Source organism: Streptomyces sp. NPDC048479 (assembly GCF_040651435.1).
Classification (GTDB): domain Bacteria; phylum Actinomycetota; class Actinomycetes; order Streptomycetales; family Streptomycetaceae; genus Streptomyces.
The window spans coordinates 26,168-42,215 of sequence record NZ_JBEZKA010000029.1 but is presented as its reverse complement, the minus strand read 5'-3'; the positions used below and the strand labels follow the sequence as shown (position 1 = coordinate 42,215).

Sequence of the window (16,048 nt, the reverse complement as noted above, 5' to 3'; positions counted from 1 at the left end):
CGACGGCTGTTGTCGTCCGGATCAAGCCGGAGCATCTCGGAGCGGGCCGTCTGGGGTGAAGGTGACGGGCAGGCGCTCGGGGCCGCGCAGACCGCCAGGGCGCCAGCGCAGCTCGCCGGGCGCCACGGCCAGAGCGAGGCCAGGAAGGCGGCGCAGGGCGGTGCCGATGGCGACCTGACCCTCCAACCGGGCCAGCGGCGCCCCAAGGCAGTAGTGGATGCCGTGCCCGAATGCGAGGTGGGCGTTGTCTCGCCGGGTAATGTCCAGGCGGTCGGGGTCGGGGAACTTCGCCGGATCGCGGTCGGCGATGGCGGAGGCGATCAGCACGGTCGCGCCGCGTGGGATGGTCACGCCCGCGATGGACACGTCCTCGCGCGCGAACCGGGCGATGCCGGGGTTGACCGGTCCGTCGTAGCGGAGGAACTCCTCGATCGCGTCCGGCAGCAGCGCCGGATCGTCCCGCAGCATCTGCAGCTGGTCGGTGTGTGCGAGCAGCGCGGCGATGCCGCCGCCGATCAGGTTGACGGTGGTGATGTATCCGGCTGCCAGCAGCAGGAAGGACATGGCGATCAGCTCGTACTCGTCCAGCCGCTGCTCCTCGTCCCGGGCGATGATCAGCGCGCTGATCAGGTCGTCCCCTGGCCGGGCTCGTTTGGCATCGAGCAGCTTGGTCAGGTACGAGTGCATGTGCTGCCACGCCGCGTCCACCACGGCCGGGTCCGGCAGCTCCGCTCGGCGCAGGATCATGTCGTTGGTCCACCGCTCGAAGTCGTGACGGTCCGTCACGGGTACTCCGAGCAGTTCGCTGATGACGGTGACCGGAAGAGGCAGCGCGAAGTCCTCGACGAGGTCGGCGCGACCGGTCGGCACGACGGCGTCGAGCAGTCCCTCGGTGATCGCCTGGACGCGGGGCCGCAGCTCGGCCACCCTCCGCGCGGTGAACGCCTTCGAGACCAGGCGGCGCAGGCGGGTGTGGTCGGGCGGGTCGGAGCGGAGCATGTTGCGCAGCAAAGACTCGCGTTCCGGCGCGGGCAGCTGCCGCATGAGCCGGGGATCGGACGCGTCGCGGATGTCGCTGCTCAGCCTCGGGTCGGACAGAGCTGCGAGGCCGTCCTCGTACCGCGTGACCAGCCAGGCTTCCAGGCCCCCGGCGATAACGGCGCGCCGCACGGGGCCATCCTCGCGCAGCTGCCGGTAGAGCGGGAACGGGTCCGCCACGAAGCCCGGGTCGGCGTAGGGCAGAAGGACCGGCTGCTGGCTCATCATGCCTCCCGTAGTACGTCTCATGCCCGGAAGTAGGTTGCGATCATGTGCGGCGGACTTGCCAAGTTTGATGCTATATGCACCTGTGTGTAGATCCCGGGATTTCACCGCAGGAGAGGGGACGCGATCGTGCTGTGTGGTACGCGGCGGCCCCGCCGGAATAGTCCTCGGCCTGCTGCTGGCCCGGGGGGCGTGGCGGTCACGGTCCTCGAGGAGCACGGCAACTTTCGGACCAGCCGCGTGATCGCGGTCCTGAAGCTGATAGGCGAGCTGCAGGGTTCTTCCAACGCCTCCGTCACGCGGCCCGCGAGTCCCAAGGTGCGGCCGGGTTCCTGACGGGCGAGGAGGACCTCCAATATGTCCGTGACCCAAGGCCCGTTGCCGCCCTTCGCGCGCGCAGCGCACCGGCGCATGGCGGCGGCATGGACTTCCTCCGCGTCAGGCAGACCAGCCCGGGCGGAGGTACTCGAGCAGGTCCCGGTCGGAGTAGGCAAGGCCCACGCTCTCGTCCCGCACCGTGCCCCATCGACCCCCTGTCACGGAGATCCGCTACACGACGATCGGCGCATGGCTCATGCCTCCAGGCTGCGACGGACTGCCGGTCACAGCATTCCGAGGTCGCGGTCAGAGCGGCAGATGGTACAGAATTCGACGTGGTCTGCCAGGGCCGCGAGAGCCTGTTCACAGCTGATCGGCTTCGCACGCGCCGCCCCACCGTGCCGTGCAATCCCCGGCGTGGACAGCAAGTGGCATGGCGCCCGCAGGACTCATCTCAATCTTCCATTCCGGCGGTAGCGGCGGGGACGGGGGCAGCGCGCCAGGCGCGGTCCAGGAACCGCAACAGCTCCGGACGAGAGGCCCGTCGGGCATGACATCTACGCCGCCTCCCCCACGCCTCCGTGATCCGACTTGAACCGCAGCTCTGTGCTGAGACCGCGAGACTGATCAGTTCCGGGTTCACAGCAGTGGTGGCCTACCAAGCCATCGCGTGGTGGTCTTCAACCGGTCATCGAAGTGGACGTAGTACCCCGATCCAACTCAGGGTTCACAACTCGATGTTGGACACCCTCGCCGCGCCTGCGAACCCCAAAAATCGGAACTACTCGTCCAGCAGTCCCCGCCTCCGACCGAAAGAGCACATAGCCCGTTGGCGGGAAGGCATCGCCGCCCTCATTCGCTGCTCCCAGCTTTCCGGAGGCTCCAAGAGGCACCTCTCCCCCGCGGCGACAGCGCTGGCACGCGTAGTCGCGCCGCACGGGGGAACAGCTCCGTTATGGCTGTGGATCACAATGAGGCGCCTGTGCTCGAAGCACTGGCGCGTTATCACGAGGCCGACAAGCTCGGTTTCTCCCCGCCCGGGCACAAGCAGGCACGCGGCGCGGACCCCGAAGTGCGCAGGATCCTTGGCGACGCCCCATTCCGCGGGGACGTCTTGGCCATCGGGGGCCTGGACGACCGGCGCATGCGAGGCGGAGTCCTCGACCGGGCCGAGCGGCTGATGGCGGACGCTGTTCATGCCGAGCACACGTTCTTCTCCACCTGCGGCAGCTCCCTCTCGGTGAAGGCGGCGATGCTCACGGTCGCCTCCCCGCACGAGAAGCTGCTCGTCGGACGCGACGCGCACAAATCCGTCGTCTCCGGGCTGATCCTCTGCGGGATTCAGCCGGTGTGGGTGGAGCCGGAGTGGGACGTCGAACGCCACCTCGCCCATCCGCCGTCCGCCGCCGCCTTCGAAAAGGCCTTCGCAGAAAATGCCGACGCGCGTGGTGCCCTAGTGACCAGCCCGACGCCCTACGGAGCTGCCGCAGACCTGCGAGCCATCGCCGATGTGTGCCACCGCAGGTCACGGCCACGGCCCCTCATCGTCGACGAAGCATGGGGCGCACACCTGCCGTTCCACCCCGACCTGCCGTCGTGGGCGATGGACGCCGGCGCGGACATCTGCGTCACCCGCATTCACAAGATGGGTGGCGGCCTGGAGTCTTCCATCTGCAGGGCGATCTGATCGATCCGGCCGACCTCGCCTCCCGGGCCGACCTCCTGGGCACCACGAGCCCCTCCGTCCTGCTCTACGCGGGCATTGACGGCTGGCGCCGCCAGATGGCCCTTCACGGTCACAGGCTGATGTCGAAGACACTGACACTCGCCGCGGAGACCCGTGACGCCATCGAGCGCATCGACGGCCTGCACGTCAACACCGCCGCCGACTTCTGCGGGCCACGGCGGGCTGCCGAGTTCGACCCGCTGCCCGTGGTCATCGACCTTGCGGCGTTGGGCACCACCGGCTACCAGGCCGCCGACTGGCTGCGCGAGCGGCACCACGTCGACATGCACTTGGTCGACCACCGTCGTATCAGCGCGCAGATCACCCCCGCCGACGACGCAGCCACCACACAGCGCCTGCTCGACGCCCTCACCGAGCTCGCCCACCACGCCGATGAACTGCGATCGACAACTTCCGTGGCCGTGCCCGACCCGCACGAGCTGCGGCTGGAACAGGTCAGTCTGCCTCGCGACGCCTTCTTCGCCCGCACCGAGGACGTCCCCCTCGATAAGGCGGAGGGCCGGGTAGCGGCAGAGATGCTCACGCCCTATCCGCCCGGCATTCCCGCCGCGCTGCCGGGTGAACAGCTCACCGCACCGGTCCTGCAATACCTGCGCACCGGCATCAACGCGGGCATGAACGTGCCCGACGCAGCGGACAACCAACTGCGCACCGTACGGGTCGTGGCCACCACCGCCGACGCCTGACAGTCACCCGGGCAAGCGGCGGCTTCGCGCGCCCGGGCTCCCGGATGGAGACGGTGGACATGACGCTGGACGTGGCCGGGAGCATAGACGCCCGCTCACGCAACCGGCGGTGTGTGGTCGGCCGGCACTGCCTCCTCGGGTGCGACCGGCTTGGGCGGCGTGCCGTCGCCGAACGGCCACCCGCCGAGCGCTGCGCGGTCGTGCGGCTCGAGCCAGTCCGTCAGGTCCGGGCCGGCCGGCACGATCCTGGTCGGGTTGATGTCACGGTGCACCGTGTAGTAGTGCCGCTTGATGTGGTCGAAGTCGACCGTGTCGCCGAAGCCGGGCGTCTGGAACAGGTCCCGCGCGTACGCCCACAGCACCGGCATCTCGGAAAGCTTCTGCCGGTTGCACTTGAAGTGGCCGTGGTAGACGGCGTCGAAGCGCACGAGCGTGGTGAACAGCCGCACATCCGCCTCGGTGATCGTGTCGCCGACAAGGTAGCGGACCCCTTCCAGCCGCTTCGAGAGCCAGTCGAGCCGGGCGAAAAGGCGCTCGTAGGCTGCGGCGTAAGACTCCTGCGACCCGGCGAACCCGGCCCGGTAGACGCCGTTGTTCACATCCTTGTAGACCACCTCGTTCACCGCGTCGATCTCCGACCGCCGCGCGGGAGGGTAGAGCGCCGGCGATCCCTCGCGGTGGTAGAGCCTCCACTCCAGCGACATGTCGATCGTGATCTGCGGGAAGTCGTTGGTCACCACCTTGCCGGTCGGCACGTCGACGATCGCCGGCACCGTGATGCCCCGGTCGTAGCCCGGGTCGCGGGCGAAGTACGCCTCCTGGAGCCGCTCGATGCCGAGCACCGGGTCGCGGCCGCCCGGGTCGAGGTCGAACGTCCAGCTGCGCTCGTCGTGGATGGGCCCGGCGATGGCCATCGACATCGCCGACTCCAGGCCGAGGAGCCGCCGTACGATCACCGCCCGGCTGGCCCACGGACAGGCCCGGCTGACCACCAGCCGGTAGCGGCCGGGCTCCACACGGAAGCCGTCGCGTCCCTCGGTGGTGATCCGGGTGGTGATGTACCGGCTGTCACGCGAGTACTCCCCGCCGCGGTTCACATAGCTCACTTCATCGCCATACCCAGGAACAACAGCGACGAACACGGGGAATAGCCTCGAATGCAATCGGTATCGCACTGTGATCGAGAACAAGACCGAAACGACCAGCTCTCGGTAGCCGGTCCCGCGGATGTTCGAGTAGTCGACGAAGACATCCGGTACCCCGCCGCCGTCCTTGAGACCTGTTGCTATAGGCCGCGGCCTGTGACGAAGTCACGGGCCCGGTCGACCAGCCCGATACCAGGGGCCAGGAGCTTGATGGCCGGCGGAGAGGTGGGAGCACCGGGGTGGGGACGCGTGGGGGCGGTCTTCTTCGCGTTCCGGACCTTCTCGCCCAGGCTCTCCAGGACAAATGGATGACAGGCCTGGCGCAGCTGAACGAAGAGATTATTCTCCTCATCCTTGACATGTGCGAAGACTTCCACCCTGAGATTCACCAGGAGCCGGTTGAAATCGAGGTCGTCGGCGTCCCTCGCCTCAAGGCCCTTGAGCAGCTGCTCCAACCGGCCGTGGTCAGCGAGCTCCTTGTCCGCCAGTGCATCTCCGTTTTCCAGGTACTCGCGCACTGCGGGGTAGAGGTGCATCTCCTCGGCTACTGAGTGCCGTACCAGCTCAATGGTCAGTTGGTCGAGCAGCTGCTTACGCTTCGCCGACCCAGGCGTGATCTCCTCGATCTGCGCGAAGAGCTCGCTCACCTCACGGTGGTCGGCAGTCAGTTCCGCGATGACATCCGGAGCGTGTGCCATGCCGCATGCTGCCTTTCCCTCGGGCCGATCGCAGCCGAATACTGGCGTACCAGAACGACGCCTTCCCCCTCCCCCCGGCTCGTAACGCTCTGGGAGGCGGATTTGAGCCGGATGCCGTCGAAGGGGCGGCGGGCTCTTGGCGCGCGGTTCCTGGATGGGACCACCCTCGGAGCCGCCCTGTCCGGCTGCGACGCAGCCGCGTCGTGAGGGCGTAGGGTTCCTGCTCGGTGGTCTCGTCGGCCTACGCCATCGAGGCCACCTTGCGGGCCCTGTTCGGTGATCTGTCCCCTCCGCTGCCCACCTTGGCTCTGGCCCTCGGCCTGGTCGTACTAGTGACGGCCGACTACCGGCCCCTGGTGGCGCGCTTCTCCAAGGACGGCGGCGCGTCCGCGGCCGCCGGTCGGGTATTCGGCTACCGGTAGTTCCTGCCCATCGGCGCTTTGGTCGTCGACTTCGTGCTGACCTTGGCATCTCCGCTCGGCCGCCGCACGTGGGGATCACCGTCGGCCGGGCACGCCTTCTGGCCGGGGCCAAGCCACTCTCGTCCAGCGCGACCAAAACGAGCATTGCGTTCCGGTGGGGCATCCTGGGCCCAGCGGACTGCCTCCGGCGGCAACACAACCACCCGGGCGCCATCCCCGCTGATCGCCACCCCGATGCCGCCCGCTGATGCGATTGCCCGCTGGCCCGACGCCGTCGCCTGCCCGGGCGATGGCTGGTCGGCCCTGGTCATGGCTGGATCGTGGCGTTGTCACGAGTGGCCGCGGTGGTGATCGCCTGCACGGCGATCGTCCGCTCACCCGACGCGGTCAGCGTCACCGGACCGCTCCTCGCCGGCAGCAATCCCGCCAGCTCCCGCAGCAGTTCCTCGTCTTCCCGCAAAGCCCGCTTGATCTGCTGGCACAACGCAGCCGCCGCATCCTCGTCTTCGGCGCGTCAGCCGCGTCCTGCACCGCCGCCTCCAGCGCGGCACGCCCCTCCTCGCCACGGCGGCGCCACACCGCCTGCAGCATGCGCCGCCCCACATTCGCCGTCGTCTCGTCCGCAGGACTCTCCGTCCGCGTCAACACGCCAGCGCCATAAGCCCCCAGAGTCGCCGTCAGAAATGGCCCCCCCTGCGCCACGAACTGAACAATCTCCGCACCCATCCTCGCCCCCTGACACCCTCGTCTCAACTCGCCAGCAACCCAGCGTAGGAACTCGTCACGTCACGTAAGCGGAAATCGCCAAAACCGCCGACTGGTTCCCACAGCACTGGCCCCGGGAGACAGTCCCTCTCCGCAGCTCGCACCCGGCGGCACCCGCTCTAGGAGTTCGATCCGGTGCCTGACAGAGCGCTCGACCGCGTATGGTCCGGCCGCTGACGACCGACCAACGCCGTTCCTGTCTGCTGTCGTTGATGTCAACTGGTGATGCAGGTTGGAAGGCCTCATGGAAGGTGTTGAGGCTGAGCTGTTCACGGACGGCGGGAACAATGCTGTGGTGCGCCTGCCCGGTCGGCAGTTCCCCGGTGTACTGATCCAGGGTGACTCGCTTCCCATCCTTCGCAGCGACGTTGCTGAGGTGGTGGAAGCCCTCGACCAAGGCAATGTGGCCGGGGCACGGGAGACCGCCGGCACTCTGCTGACCGACCTGGACGCGCTGCTCGCGCGCTACGCCGCTGCGCTGGAAGCGCACGAGGTCCCGCGGCCGTACTGAGGTCGCCAAGACCTGAGCTTGGATCAGTGTTGATGAGGTGCTAGTCAGCTTCGGTTGACCGCCAGAGGTCAGTGATGCAGCCCTCCTCCATGTGCCACCATTCCCGATCAACTCCCTGCTGAAGGAGTTTCTTGATCTTGCCTAGCTTCGCTTCCGGCGAGATGTCGAGGGACACCATGCCGAATTGCTCGACGCCTTCGCCGCCAGCGCCCAACTGATGAAAGGCATTGAGCACGCTCTGTCGGGCTGCTGCCGAGCCGCTGTCGCGGAGCACGATCAAGCGGATGGTGCAGTTATCCGAGGGCTGGACCACCTTCCCGGCCCACCTGACTCCCTCTTCATCAGTGGACGTCTCAACGACATCGCCGACGGCGACACCCCGTACGAAGAAGGGCGTGTTCACCAGCTCGGCCCGTCCGTTGCCCCGGTCGATGGCCCAGAGGCTCTCCACCCCGGCCGGCGGCCAGTCATCCTCTATCTCAAGGTGAAAGTGGACCTTCAGGTGCTCGGGACCGGGCGCAGTCATGCCCGACAGCATTCCTGGTCGCGACAACGCTCCGGTAACGCGTCCCTAGTTCGGAAGATCCCGTCTGCACTTCTGGGCTGACCTGGGAGGCCGATGCTGAGCTGCCGGAGCGTTGAGGTGTATCCGCTCACTTGGTGATTCCCCGTTGCTCCCCGCTGCATCGGCCGCGGGCCGGGAACTGACGGCCGGACCCGGCCTGCGGGCCCGGTCAGTCCGTGCGCTGCTGCGGTGCGGACTGCCCGGTGCCGCTCTCGGTGAGAGCCGTGCGCGCGGCCTGCAGCAGTTCTTCGGAGAGCGGGTTGCCCCGGGTGGCGCGGGCGAGGACGAGGGCACCGACCATGGTGCAGAACTGGGCCATGCCGTCGTCGTCGCCGGTTGCCAGCCGAGCGGCGAGGTTCCGTACCCCGTTGATGTAGACGTGGCGGGCGCGGGCGGCCTGGTCGGGCTCGCGCCCCAGGTCGGCGGCGAATCCGGAAACGGGGCAGCCGCCCCCGGCGTGATCGCGGTGCGAAACCGAGAGGTAGTGCTCGATCAGCGTCCGGCGGGCGGCCTCGTGCTCCCCGGCGTGCTCCTCGAGCGCCACCGCCGAGTGTGCCGCCGGATCGTCGAAGGCGTGGGCGATGGCCTCATCGACCAGGTCCTCCTTGGAGGCGAACTGCTTGTAGAACCCGCCATGGGTGAGCCCGGCGGCCTTCATCAGGTCGGCGACGCTGACCGCGGTGCCTTTCTCACGGAACATCCGGGAGGCGGTGGCTACGACGCGCTGCCGGTTCTCCTGTGCTTGCGCCTGGGACACGCGGCCCACGGAATCACTCTCCTCAGATGGATGTCGCTTGCCATCTATCCTAGCCTCCGTTTAGATTGTTAGCGACATCTATTTGAGGCCGATGAGATCACCCGGCGGGTCAAGCAGGGCCTTTCGCTGCCTCCCACCGTCTGAGGCCGACGGCCTCCGCCCGGCAATCGCAGAACCACCGACAGCACAGGAGACCCCTGTGGCATCGCCACCCGCCCCCACCGAGTCCTCGACGCCCGCGGCGTCCACGCCACCCGTGTCGTCCGGATCGTCCGCCCGCCGGGCGGTGCCGGTGCGGGCCTGGCTGCAACCAGCGATCGTCGGACTGGTCGTGGTATCGGCCTTCGTCGTCTGTTATGTGGGCCTCCAGCGCAACCCCGAGCCGCACGGCGTACCGCTGGCCGTGACCGGGCAGCAGCTCGCCACCGAGGTCCGGCAGACGCTCGGCGACCGCGTCGACGTGCACCAGGCAGCCGACGCCGCCTCGGCGCGCCAAGCGGTGCTTCACCGTGACGCCGTCGCAGCCCTCGGCCCCAACGGTGACGGCGGACTGCGGCTGGACGTGGCCGGAGCCAACGGCCTGTCCACCACCAACGCCGTCACCGGGCTCGCCGCCACCTATGCGAACCAGGCGGGGCAGCACCTGGAGACCGCGGACATCGTCCCGCTGGCCAAGTTCGACAGTCGTGGACTGTGTGGCTTCTATGTGGCGTTCGGTGTGACCCTCGCCGGGTTCGTACTCGCCCAGAACACCCTGGGCCTCGGCCACGTGCTGGCCCTGCGCCACCGATTCCGGCTGATCTGGGGCTTCTCGGCAGCCTGCGGCACCATCGCGGCCGCCATCGCCGGACCCGTCCTGGGAGCCGTACCGGCAGCGTTCCTGCCCCTGGCGGGCACGCTCGCGCTGCTGGCAGCCGCGGCAGCGTTCACCACCAAGCTGCTCGGCACCTGGCTGGGCCCGGTCGGCGTCCCGGTGGCGACCCTGCTGCTGCTCACCGTCGGCAACTCGACCAGCGGCGCCACCATCGGCGTCGTCCTGCTGCCCGGTCTGGCCCGCATCGTCTCGGGGCTGCTCCCGCCCGGCGCCGCCGTACGGGCCGTCGCCGACCTCAGCTACTTCGGCGGTGCCCACGCCGCCGGCCCGCTGATCACCCTCGCGCTGTGGGCCGTGCTCGGGGCGCTGCTGGTGGGCCTGCGGTCCCGACAGGTCGCCGCCCGGGGCTGAGGGCCCGCTGCCCGGGACGCGCGGGGGCAGGCCCTGCGTGCCGTTTCCTATGCTCGGTACGTGCCCACCGTGCACCCCCGGCTGATCCAGCCGGCCGACATCCCGCAGGCCTGGCCGGTGGACTCGGGGCCAGCGGCGGCCGCAGTGCAGGCGCCCGCTGCCGACAATGCTCGCCCTGTGGAAGCGGCGACCCGCGAGCCCGGAGTGGATCAGCGGTGACATCGCCGCCGCCAACGCCTTGCTCGTACGGCGGGAATTCGACACCGAGATCGTCGACCAGCTCCTCGAGGAGCGGATCGCCTGGCGCACGGTCAGCGGCGACACGAAGCAGATGGGAATGGTCCACTTCCAGCGCCTCGACGACGCGCACACCCGAGTGGAACTCGTGATGGACGTCGAACCAACAGGGGCGGCGGAGAAGGCCGCGTCCGCGGTCGGGATGATCGACCGGCGTGTGAACGGCGACATACGGCGCTTCAAGGAGCTCATCGAACAGCGCGGTGGGGAATCCGGATCGTGGCGTGGCCGCGTCAGTCCCGACTGAACATCAACCCGGCATGAAAGATGTCGAGGGCTCCTGCCCAAGACCGTTCGGGATGCAGAGTCGCGAGGGCGCTGGTTCCCTGAGGGGGCCAGCGCTCATCCCGAACGTATGAGGAGGGGCCATGAGCGGTCCAGGACAATCCGGGAGCCACGTACGTCAACTGCGGCAGGAGGCCGATGCCCTGAAAAAGGAGGCGGAACAGGCGACCGACCCTGAGGAGCGTCAGCGCCTCCAGGACAGGGCGCGCAGACTGCTTGCGCAGAGCGAGCAGGAGAGCGCCATGGCAGCGGGGGACATTTACCCTCAGGAGTAACAGCAAAAGCCGAGACTCCTGATTACCCCGCTCAGCTGCGCGGAACGGGCCGACACACGCGGCCGACGGGCCTGGCCCCGTCGGCCTGCATTCGCTGGCGTTTGCGCGGCGGATGGGGTTGCTAGTCGTGTCGACATCATCGGGTGGGAGCAAATCCGGTCAGGCGCTGCCATTCGACGGGGAGCCGTCCGCGCTGCCGGCCTGGACGGGCTCGCCTACGTGAACGAAGGCTGGGTCAGGGTCCTGGAGCGCTCTTCGTCCCCGTTTGGTGTCCCGCCATCGAGCTGCCTCAGCCCCCTCAAGCGCGATATCCGCTCCTTTTCCGCAGGCATTGAGGTTTTTCTCAGCGACCTTCTGATGGGCTCTGGGCTCTCTCAGCCGACGATGCGAGCCGTGGCGAGGCCGGCGAGGATCTGATTCACGGTTTGGTGGGGTGTCTGGTTCGACGTGTCCAGCCAGAGCCCGCGGCGCGGGGTGTCCCGACGACGGTCCATCCCCCTGCGCGTACAGATCTGCGACCGCAGCGGATGCCTGGTAGCGCAGTCGCAACTGCGCCCTTGCCTCGGCGGTCGGCTGGGGCGTGAACACCTCGCGACCGGACACGATCATCCGCCGGAAGCTGTCGCCGCGCAGGTGCACCGAGCGTGGGAGACGCTCGGCCAGCAGCTGGGCGATGGTGGACTTTCCGGACGCCATGACGCCCGTGACAAGCACGACCGCGAAACTGAACTCCTGCACTGATGGCCCCGTCGTAGTGCACCTGAGTCGGAACTGTCGTGAAGCCCCTGGTAGGACAGGTCTCACCACAAGATCATTGCTGGTGTTGCGCTGGTTCCGGGAGCGTGGCTGCGTGCGCCGCTTGGCGGGAGACACCGGGACCTCGCAGGCCACTGGCGCTCTGCAAGGCGGCTGCTCGGGGCCTGCCGACCCTGGCGGACAAAGGCTACATCGGGCGGGCATCGGATACGGGCCGCTCCGAGAAAGCCCCTCCACATCGACACCCGGACCACGAACGCCCTGATCAGGCACGTCCGAGCCCTAGTCGAACGCGCCGCCGCCGAGCCTAAGGAACGCTGGCGCGCGCTCAAGCACATCACACTCAGCCCCTGCCGCATCGGCGACATCACCCGCCCCCGCACTTGTCCTCAACCGGCGTTGGAAGTGACTCTGCGTGGACTGATGGGCCACCACTCCAACGTCCAGCGCACCGCACGGGATCTGGGCATATCCCGCGCCGCCACGTACCGCAAGATGCGCCGTTATGGGATCGTCCCGTCGAGCCTCACGTAGTGCGGCATCAGGCAACGTTCCACTGTCACCACGGCAAGTGGGCGCTCGTCGTGGGCGCCGGATGTGGCTTTCAGCCGTCTGCCATCGGTCGTCTCGGCAAGCGGCCTGTGGACTGGCGCATGCTGGGCCGGCGTCGACGCCGGGAAGACTCAGCACCGACCGTGGTGATCGAGGACGACAGCGAGCGGCTGCAGTCGCGACGCGTGCCAAGGCGAGACCGAACTGCTCCCCCTCCTGGGCGTCGTCCTCACCGCCGGTCAGCCGGTCAGTGCGGGGCCACGGTCCAGGCGCTCGAGGAGCTGGCTGTGATGGAGCTCGGCTATCGGCCCGAGCAGATCCGGGTGGCGCAGAAGCGCCGCGGCTCCGCGGTCCCGCTCATCGGGCATCACCAGACGACGGAACTCGACTGGGCCGCCCTTCATGTGCTCGGACCCGGCGAGAGCGGCCACTGCGGCCTCGGCCAGCTCCGAGATAGTGAGCAGCGACGCCGCCCAGCTCACCACGACCTCGTCGACCCACGTACGCCAGGCGTACTCTCCCGCATCGTCGAGCCCGACGCCGTCCGCGCCCGTGATCCAGTCGAGTCGTCCGGAGCCGCCCGGGCCCGTCATCGTGACCAAGGCCATGTCTATCGAGGTCGGATAGCGCAGCCACGCCGCGACCGTCACGGCCTGCCGCGCCTGAATCTCGGAAAGGGCGGAATCCATCGCGCCACCGCCCGACGGATACGCGCGCGTGAGCCACTGCGCGGTCGCCGCTATGAGCGGGGAAATGTCTGCCAGCAAGTCCGGGCCATCCGTCATGGGGAAGGGTTGGGCGCGGGAAGACTACTCCTTGCCCAGTCGCAGAGAAATGGTGTAGCTCACGGGATCGGAGTGGCTTCAGCCACACCGCCTCGTGACCCAACAGGAGTAGGTGCCATGCCTTTCAGGGGGCGAATACGTGCGATGGCGGCCCCCAGAGGCTTCACTGTCGTGTGGATGGGCCTTCGTCACAAGAGCGCAAGGGCCCTTCACACAGAGGAGCAACCGCATGGCACACGGCGGAGACATCATCGATGAATTGACCACCGACCACCAGGAGGTGGAGGAACTCTTCACCAATATCGAGAAGCTTCCCTCCGGCGAAAGCCGGAGGAAGCAGTACGCCGACCAAGTCACCATGGAATTGGTCCGGCATTCGGTGGCTGAAGAGGCTTACCTGTATCCGGCGGTGCGGGAGCATGTCCCTGGCGGTGAGGCACTCGCCGAGAAGGAACTGGGGGACCACGCCGCTGCCGAGCGCACCATGAAGGACCTTGAGGGCTGCGCCGCGGACGACCCCCGGTTCGACGCGCTGATCGCCGGCCTCATGACGGAGATCAGGCAACATGTGGCCGACGAGGAGTCGAATCTGTTCCCCCGGCTGCGTCAGGCCTGCTCCGCCGAGATGCTGAACGACCTCGGGGACAAGGTTCAGAAAGCCAAGAAGATCGCACCGACCCGTCCCCACCCGTCGGCGCCCGACACGCCGCCGGCCAACAAGCTCCTCGCCCCCGGAGTGGGGCTCGTCGACCGGCTGCGCGACGCGCTCTCCGGACGCGGCAAAGACGTCTGAGCCGCCAAGCGGCACAGGCGCACCGGGGGGCCGGAAGCGCCGGGAAGAGAGGCCTACGGCCCACATCTCGGAATCGGCGACTTCGGACCAGGGCTCACCGGGACCTACGGTCCACTACGCCGGTGCAAGGAGGAACGAGCCGGGCAGGCCTCACGAGCACTCCAGCCACAGCGTAAAGCCGTCGGCGTCATCGAGCGCGGCCGCCGACCAGGCTAGGTATGACCGGGGCCGGAGGCGATTTCCGACTCGACGGCTCCCGATCCGTCCGCCTAAGAGCCGGAATCCCGACCACCCTCTGCTTGTGACGGTCTGATCCTTGGGACATCGGGCCGATCGGTCGGCGTGCCCGTGCGCGCGTCGTCCTCGTCCCGGTCTCCCTCGGCCTGGGACGGCGTGTTCTCAGTCATGTCGCTCCTCTCAAAGCCGCCTCGGATGGGGACGAAATCTCTAGCCGAATCAGAGGTGCAGGACGATACATGCACGTCGAAATTCCCTTACAAAGCACTACTCCGGCCTGAAACCCGGAGCGTTGAGAAGCACACCGGACCCCGGAAATATGTCGCCTGTCAGGGGTTTACTCGCACCGGGCCGGACATCCGCAATTGGGGCCTGCGGGCATACCTCAAGGGCCGTCCGCCGGCCGTGCCGGCGAGCCCCGTATGGAAAAGGAGCGGACTCCGGGCTCTTCAGTGAGACGCGGTCAGCGCCGCGGCAGCCGACGCAGCCGCACCTGGCCGACGGCACCCGCTGCCACTTCGGCGGTCATGTACGTGCAGTACGGCTGACGCCTGCGATCGGTCGGTGAACCGGGGTTCAGCAGGCGCAGCCTGCCGTCGGCAGTCGTGTCCCACGGAATGTGGCTGTGCCCGAAGACCAGCACGTCCAGTTCGGGAAACCGCTCGATACACCGCCGTTCGCGCCCCTGCGCCGGGCCGGTCTCGTGGACGACGCCGATGCGGAGCCCTTCCAGTTCCACGCGCGCCACTTCGGGCAGCCGGGCCCGCAGGTCCGCCCCGTCGTTGTTGCCGTACACACCGACCAGGCGCTTCGCCCGCGCCTCCAGCAAGTTGAGGGTCGCGGTGTCCACCCAGTCTCCGGCGTGTATGACCAGGTCGACGCTGGCAATCCGGTCCAGGAGTTCCTCCGGCAGCTCCTTGGCCTTCGTGGGCAGATGGGTGTCGCTGGTCAGTAGCAGACGCACCTTTTCAGCGTATGCGGTCAGTCGGCCTTGAGCCGTATCTTGGTGAAGGTTTGGCCGAGGGTGAGGAACCCGGGCAGACGAAGGCCGGCGAACTCGCCCAGGGCGAGGCGGTGACCATCGGAGCCGACGACGGCGCAGACGAGATTCTGCGCACCATGACCCAGCACAAAGTGCGCCGACTACCGGTCATCGACGGCCACGACTTGGTCGGTATGGTCGCCCGGGCCGACGTTGCCCGTGCCCTGCCCGACCCCCAAGTCGGCGACCTGCTCGAGGCCCTGTCCACCGACCGACCGGCACGCGTGCCGCCCGTGCGTGGCAGGGTGACCACCCCTACATGTGTGGCTGGCCGTAGTACCGGGCGAACTGCTCCAGGTAGCTGGGCTCGCCGGTGTACTTGGCTTCGTCGAATTCGGGCGCGTCTTTGATCTGATCCTTCGTCCGGTTGACGTAGACCGTCTCCCCGGCCGTGTCGATGCGCTCGATGGTTCCGGCGGGCAGCAGCACATGCTTGCCGAAGATCCAGATACCGGTGTCGACAACGAGGTGGGAGGAACCGACGTCTTCGGAGTGCTTGTCGATCTTGCCGATGCTGCCATCAGTGGCCTCGACCTTGTAGCCGATGAGGTCGATCCCCTTCTGATATCCCGCGCTCGGTTTATAGCCCCAGATGTCCTCGCTCACAGCTATGCCTCTCCGGGTGCGTGGCAGATATGAGAATCCGCCGCATGTCGGTGAACGTACTTCCGAGGCCCAGGGTCTGCCACTCGAGGGCTTCCTCGACTGAAGCGATCCCAGGGAGAGGCCCTGTCTCGGCCTCCCCGTCGCCGACGATGCAGGCCACCAGACGGTCGGGGGCGTCGAAAACCGCCCCGAGGCGGGCGCGCCTGCAGGGCCGTGGCCGTGCATAAGCCGGGGTGAGGAAAGCCAGGCTCCGGACTGCTCTTCTCAGCCTTTCACTTCGCGAGCTGACGCAGGCCGGAAACCGCTGGTAACGCACGA

Annotated in this window: 18 protein-coding genes and 3 pseudogenes; 9 read left to right on the top strand and 12 right to left on the bottom strand. The window is 68.0% G+C overall.

What is annotated here, in order from left to right:
- Nucleotides 1-21 precede the first annotated feature (21 nt).
- Both AB0D12_RS33025 and AB0D12_RS33020 read right to left on the bottom strand, forming a co-directional pair.
- On the bottom strand, nt 22-1,263 hold the full coding sequence (locus AB0D12_RS33025; protein WP_362691273.1) for a cytochrome P450: 1,242 nt from the start codon (nt 1,261-1,263) through the stop codon (nt 22-24).
- A gap of 602 nt (nt 1,264-1,865) precedes the next feature.
- Nucleotides 1,866-2,009 (bottom strand): DUF6233 domain-containing protein, encoded by a 144-nt coding sequence (locus AB0D12_RS33020; RefSeq protein WP_362691159.1) that lies wholly within the window; start codon nt 2,007-2,009, stop codon nt 1,866-1,868.
- Between the two features lie 527 nt (nt 2,010-2,536).
- Here AB0D12_RS33020 and AB0D12_RS33015 point away from each other — a divergent pair.
- Nucleotides 2,537-4,014, top strand: a pseudogene (locus AB0D12_RS33015) (ornithine decarboxylase).
- A gap of 95 nt (nt 4,015-4,109) precedes the next feature.
- On the opposite strand, the gene AB0D12_RS33010 reads toward AB0D12_RS33015, so the two are convergent.
- Nucleotides 4,110-5,111 (bottom strand): glutathione S-transferase C-terminal domain-containing protein, encoded by a 1,002-nt coding sequence (locus AB0D12_RS33010; RefSeq protein ID WP_362691270.1) that lies wholly within the window; start codon nt 5,109-5,111, stop codon nt 4,110-4,112.
- 188 nt (nt 5,112-5,299) lie between these two features.
- Nucleotides 5,300-5,857: a hemerythrin domain-containing protein gene (locus AB0D12_RS33005; RefSeq protein ID WP_362691156.1), complete on the bottom strand. Its 558-nt coding sequence runs from the start codon at nt 5,855-5,857 to the stop codon at nt 5,300-5,302.
- A 227-nt stretch (nt 5,858-6,084) separates the two neighbouring features.
- Between AB0D12_RS33005 and AB0D12_RS33000 the strand changes: the two genes are divergently transcribed.
- Nucleotides 6,085-6,279, top strand: coding sequence for a hypothetical protein (locus AB0D12_RS33000; RefSeq protein ID WP_362691153.1), 195 nt, complete (start codon nt 6,085-6,087; stop codon nt 6,277-6,279).
- A 307-nt stretch (nt 6,280-6,586) separates the two neighbouring features.
- On the opposite strand, the gene AB0D12_RS32995 is transcribed toward AB0D12_RS33000, so the two are convergent.
- A complete protein-coding gene (locus AB0D12_RS32995) occupies nt 6,587-6,763 on the bottom strand; it encodes a hypothetical protein (protein WP_362691150.1) in 177 nt (58 codons plus the stop codon).
- A 525-nt stretch (nt 6,764-7,288) separates the two neighbouring features.
- Here AB0D12_RS32995 and AB0D12_RS32990 point away from each other — a divergent pair.
- The gene (locus tag AB0D12_RS32990) at nt 7,289-7,555 is read left to right on the top strand and encodes a hypothetical protein (protein ID WP_362691147.1); all 267 of its coding nucleotides are present in this window, start codon (nt 7,289-7,291) and stop codon (nt 7,553-7,555) included.
- A gap of 40 nt (nt 7,556-7,595) precedes the next feature.
- Here AB0D12_RS32990 and AB0D12_RS32985 read toward each other — a convergent pair whose 3' ends face one another.
- Nucleotides 7,596-8,081 carry a DUF4265 domain-containing protein gene (locus tag AB0D12_RS32985; RefSeq protein ID WP_362691144.1) on the bottom strand — a complete coding sequence of 162 codons (486 nt, stop codon included), beginning with the start codon at nt 8,079-8,081 and terminating at the stop codon, nt 7,596-7,598.
- 208 nt (nt 8,082-8,289) lie between these two features.
- Nucleotides 8,290-8,886: a TetR family transcriptional regulator gene (locus AB0D12_RS32980; RefSeq protein ID WP_362691141.1), complete on the bottom strand. Its 597-nt coding sequence runs from the start codon at nt 8,884-8,886 to the stop codon at nt 8,290-8,292.
- Nucleotides 8,887-9,076: 190 nt separating this feature from the next.
- On the opposite strand from AB0D12_RS32980, the gene AB0D12_RS32975 reads away from it, so the two are divergent.
- The 3 genes from AB0D12_RS32975 (at nt 9,077) to AB0D12_RS32965 (ending at nt 10,959) form a co-directional block, all read left to right on the top strand.
- Nucleotides 9,077-10,102, top strand: a complete 1,026-nt coding sequence (locus tag AB0D12_RS32975; RefSeq protein WP_362691138.1) for a hypothetical protein — start codon at nt 9,077-9,079, stop codon at nt 10,100-10,102.
- Nucleotides 10,103-10,268: 166 nt separating this feature from the next.
- On the top strand, nt 10,269-10,646 hold the full coding sequence (locus AB0D12_RS32970; protein WP_362691135.1) for an SRPBCC family protein: 378 nt from the start codon (nt 10,269-10,271) through the stop codon (nt 10,644-10,646).
- A 121-nt stretch (nt 10,647-10,767) separates the two neighbouring features.
- Entirely contained in the window at nt 10,768-10,959 is a 192-nt protein-coding gene (locus AB0D12_RS32965) for a DUF6381 family protein (protein WP_362691132.1), read from the top strand.
- Between the two features lie 374 nt (nt 10,960-11,333).
- On the opposite strand, the pseudogene AB0D12_RS32960 reads toward AB0D12_RS32965, so the two are convergent.
- Nucleotides 11,334-11,655 (bottom strand): annotated as a pseudogene (locus tag AB0D12_RS32960) (hypothetical protein).
- Between the two features lie 465 nt (nt 11,656-12,120).
- On the opposite strand from AB0D12_RS32960, the gene AB0D12_RS32955 reads away from it, so the two are divergent.
- The gene (locus AB0D12_RS32955) at nt 12,121-12,249 is read left to right on the top strand and encodes a helix-turn-helix domain-containing protein (protein ID WP_362691129.1); all 129 of its coding nucleotides are present in this window, start codon (nt 12,121-12,123) and stop codon (nt 12,247-12,249) included.
- Nucleotides 12,250-12,506: 257 nt separating this feature from the next.
- Here AB0D12_RS32955 and AB0D12_RS32950 read toward each other — a convergent pair whose 3' ends face one another.
- Nucleotides 12,507-13,034, bottom strand: coding sequence for a hypothetical protein (locus tag AB0D12_RS32950; RefSeq protein ID WP_362691267.1), 528 nt, complete (start codon nt 13,032-13,034; stop codon nt 12,507-12,509).
- Nucleotides 13,035-13,281: 247 nt separating this feature from the next.
- Here AB0D12_RS32950 and AB0D12_RS32945 point away from each other — a divergent pair, with 247 nt between their 5' ends.
- A complete protein-coding gene (locus AB0D12_RS32945) occupies nt 13,282-13,845 on the top strand; it encodes a hemerythrin domain-containing protein (protein ID WP_362691126.1) in 564 nt (187 codons plus the stop codon).
- 700 nt (nt 13,846-14,545) lie between these two features.
- On the opposite strand, the gene AB0D12_RS32940 is transcribed toward AB0D12_RS32945, so the two are convergent.
- Nucleotides 14,546-15,046, bottom strand: coding sequence for a metallophosphoesterase (locus AB0D12_RS32940; protein ID WP_362691123.1), 501 nt, complete (start codon nt 15,044-15,046; stop codon nt 14,546-14,548).
- Between the two features lie 59 nt (nt 15,047-15,105).
- Here AB0D12_RS32940 and AB0D12_RS32935 point away from each other — a divergent pair.
- Nucleotides 15,106-15,336, top strand: a pseudogene (locus AB0D12_RS32935) (CBS domain-containing protein); the annotation flags it as partial.
- Between the two features lie 43 nt (nt 15,337-15,379).
- Here the strand turns inward: AB0D12_RS32935 and AB0D12_RS32930 are convergent.
- Nucleotides 15,380-15,730, bottom strand: a complete 351-nt coding sequence (locus tag AB0D12_RS32930) for a PRC-barrel domain-containing protein (protein ID WP_362691120.1) — start codon at nt 15,728-15,730, stop codon at nt 15,380-15,382.
- Nucleotides 15,705-16,046 carry a hypothetical protein gene (locus tag AB0D12_RS32925; protein WP_362691264.1) on the bottom strand — a complete coding sequence of 114 codons (342 nt, stop codon included), beginning with the start codon at nt 16,044-16,046 and terminating at the stop codon, nt 15,705-15,707. Before AB0D12_RS32925 ends, AB0D12_RS32930 begins: the two co-directional genes overlap by 26 nt.
- Nucleotides 16,047-16,048 lie beyond the last annotated feature (2 nt).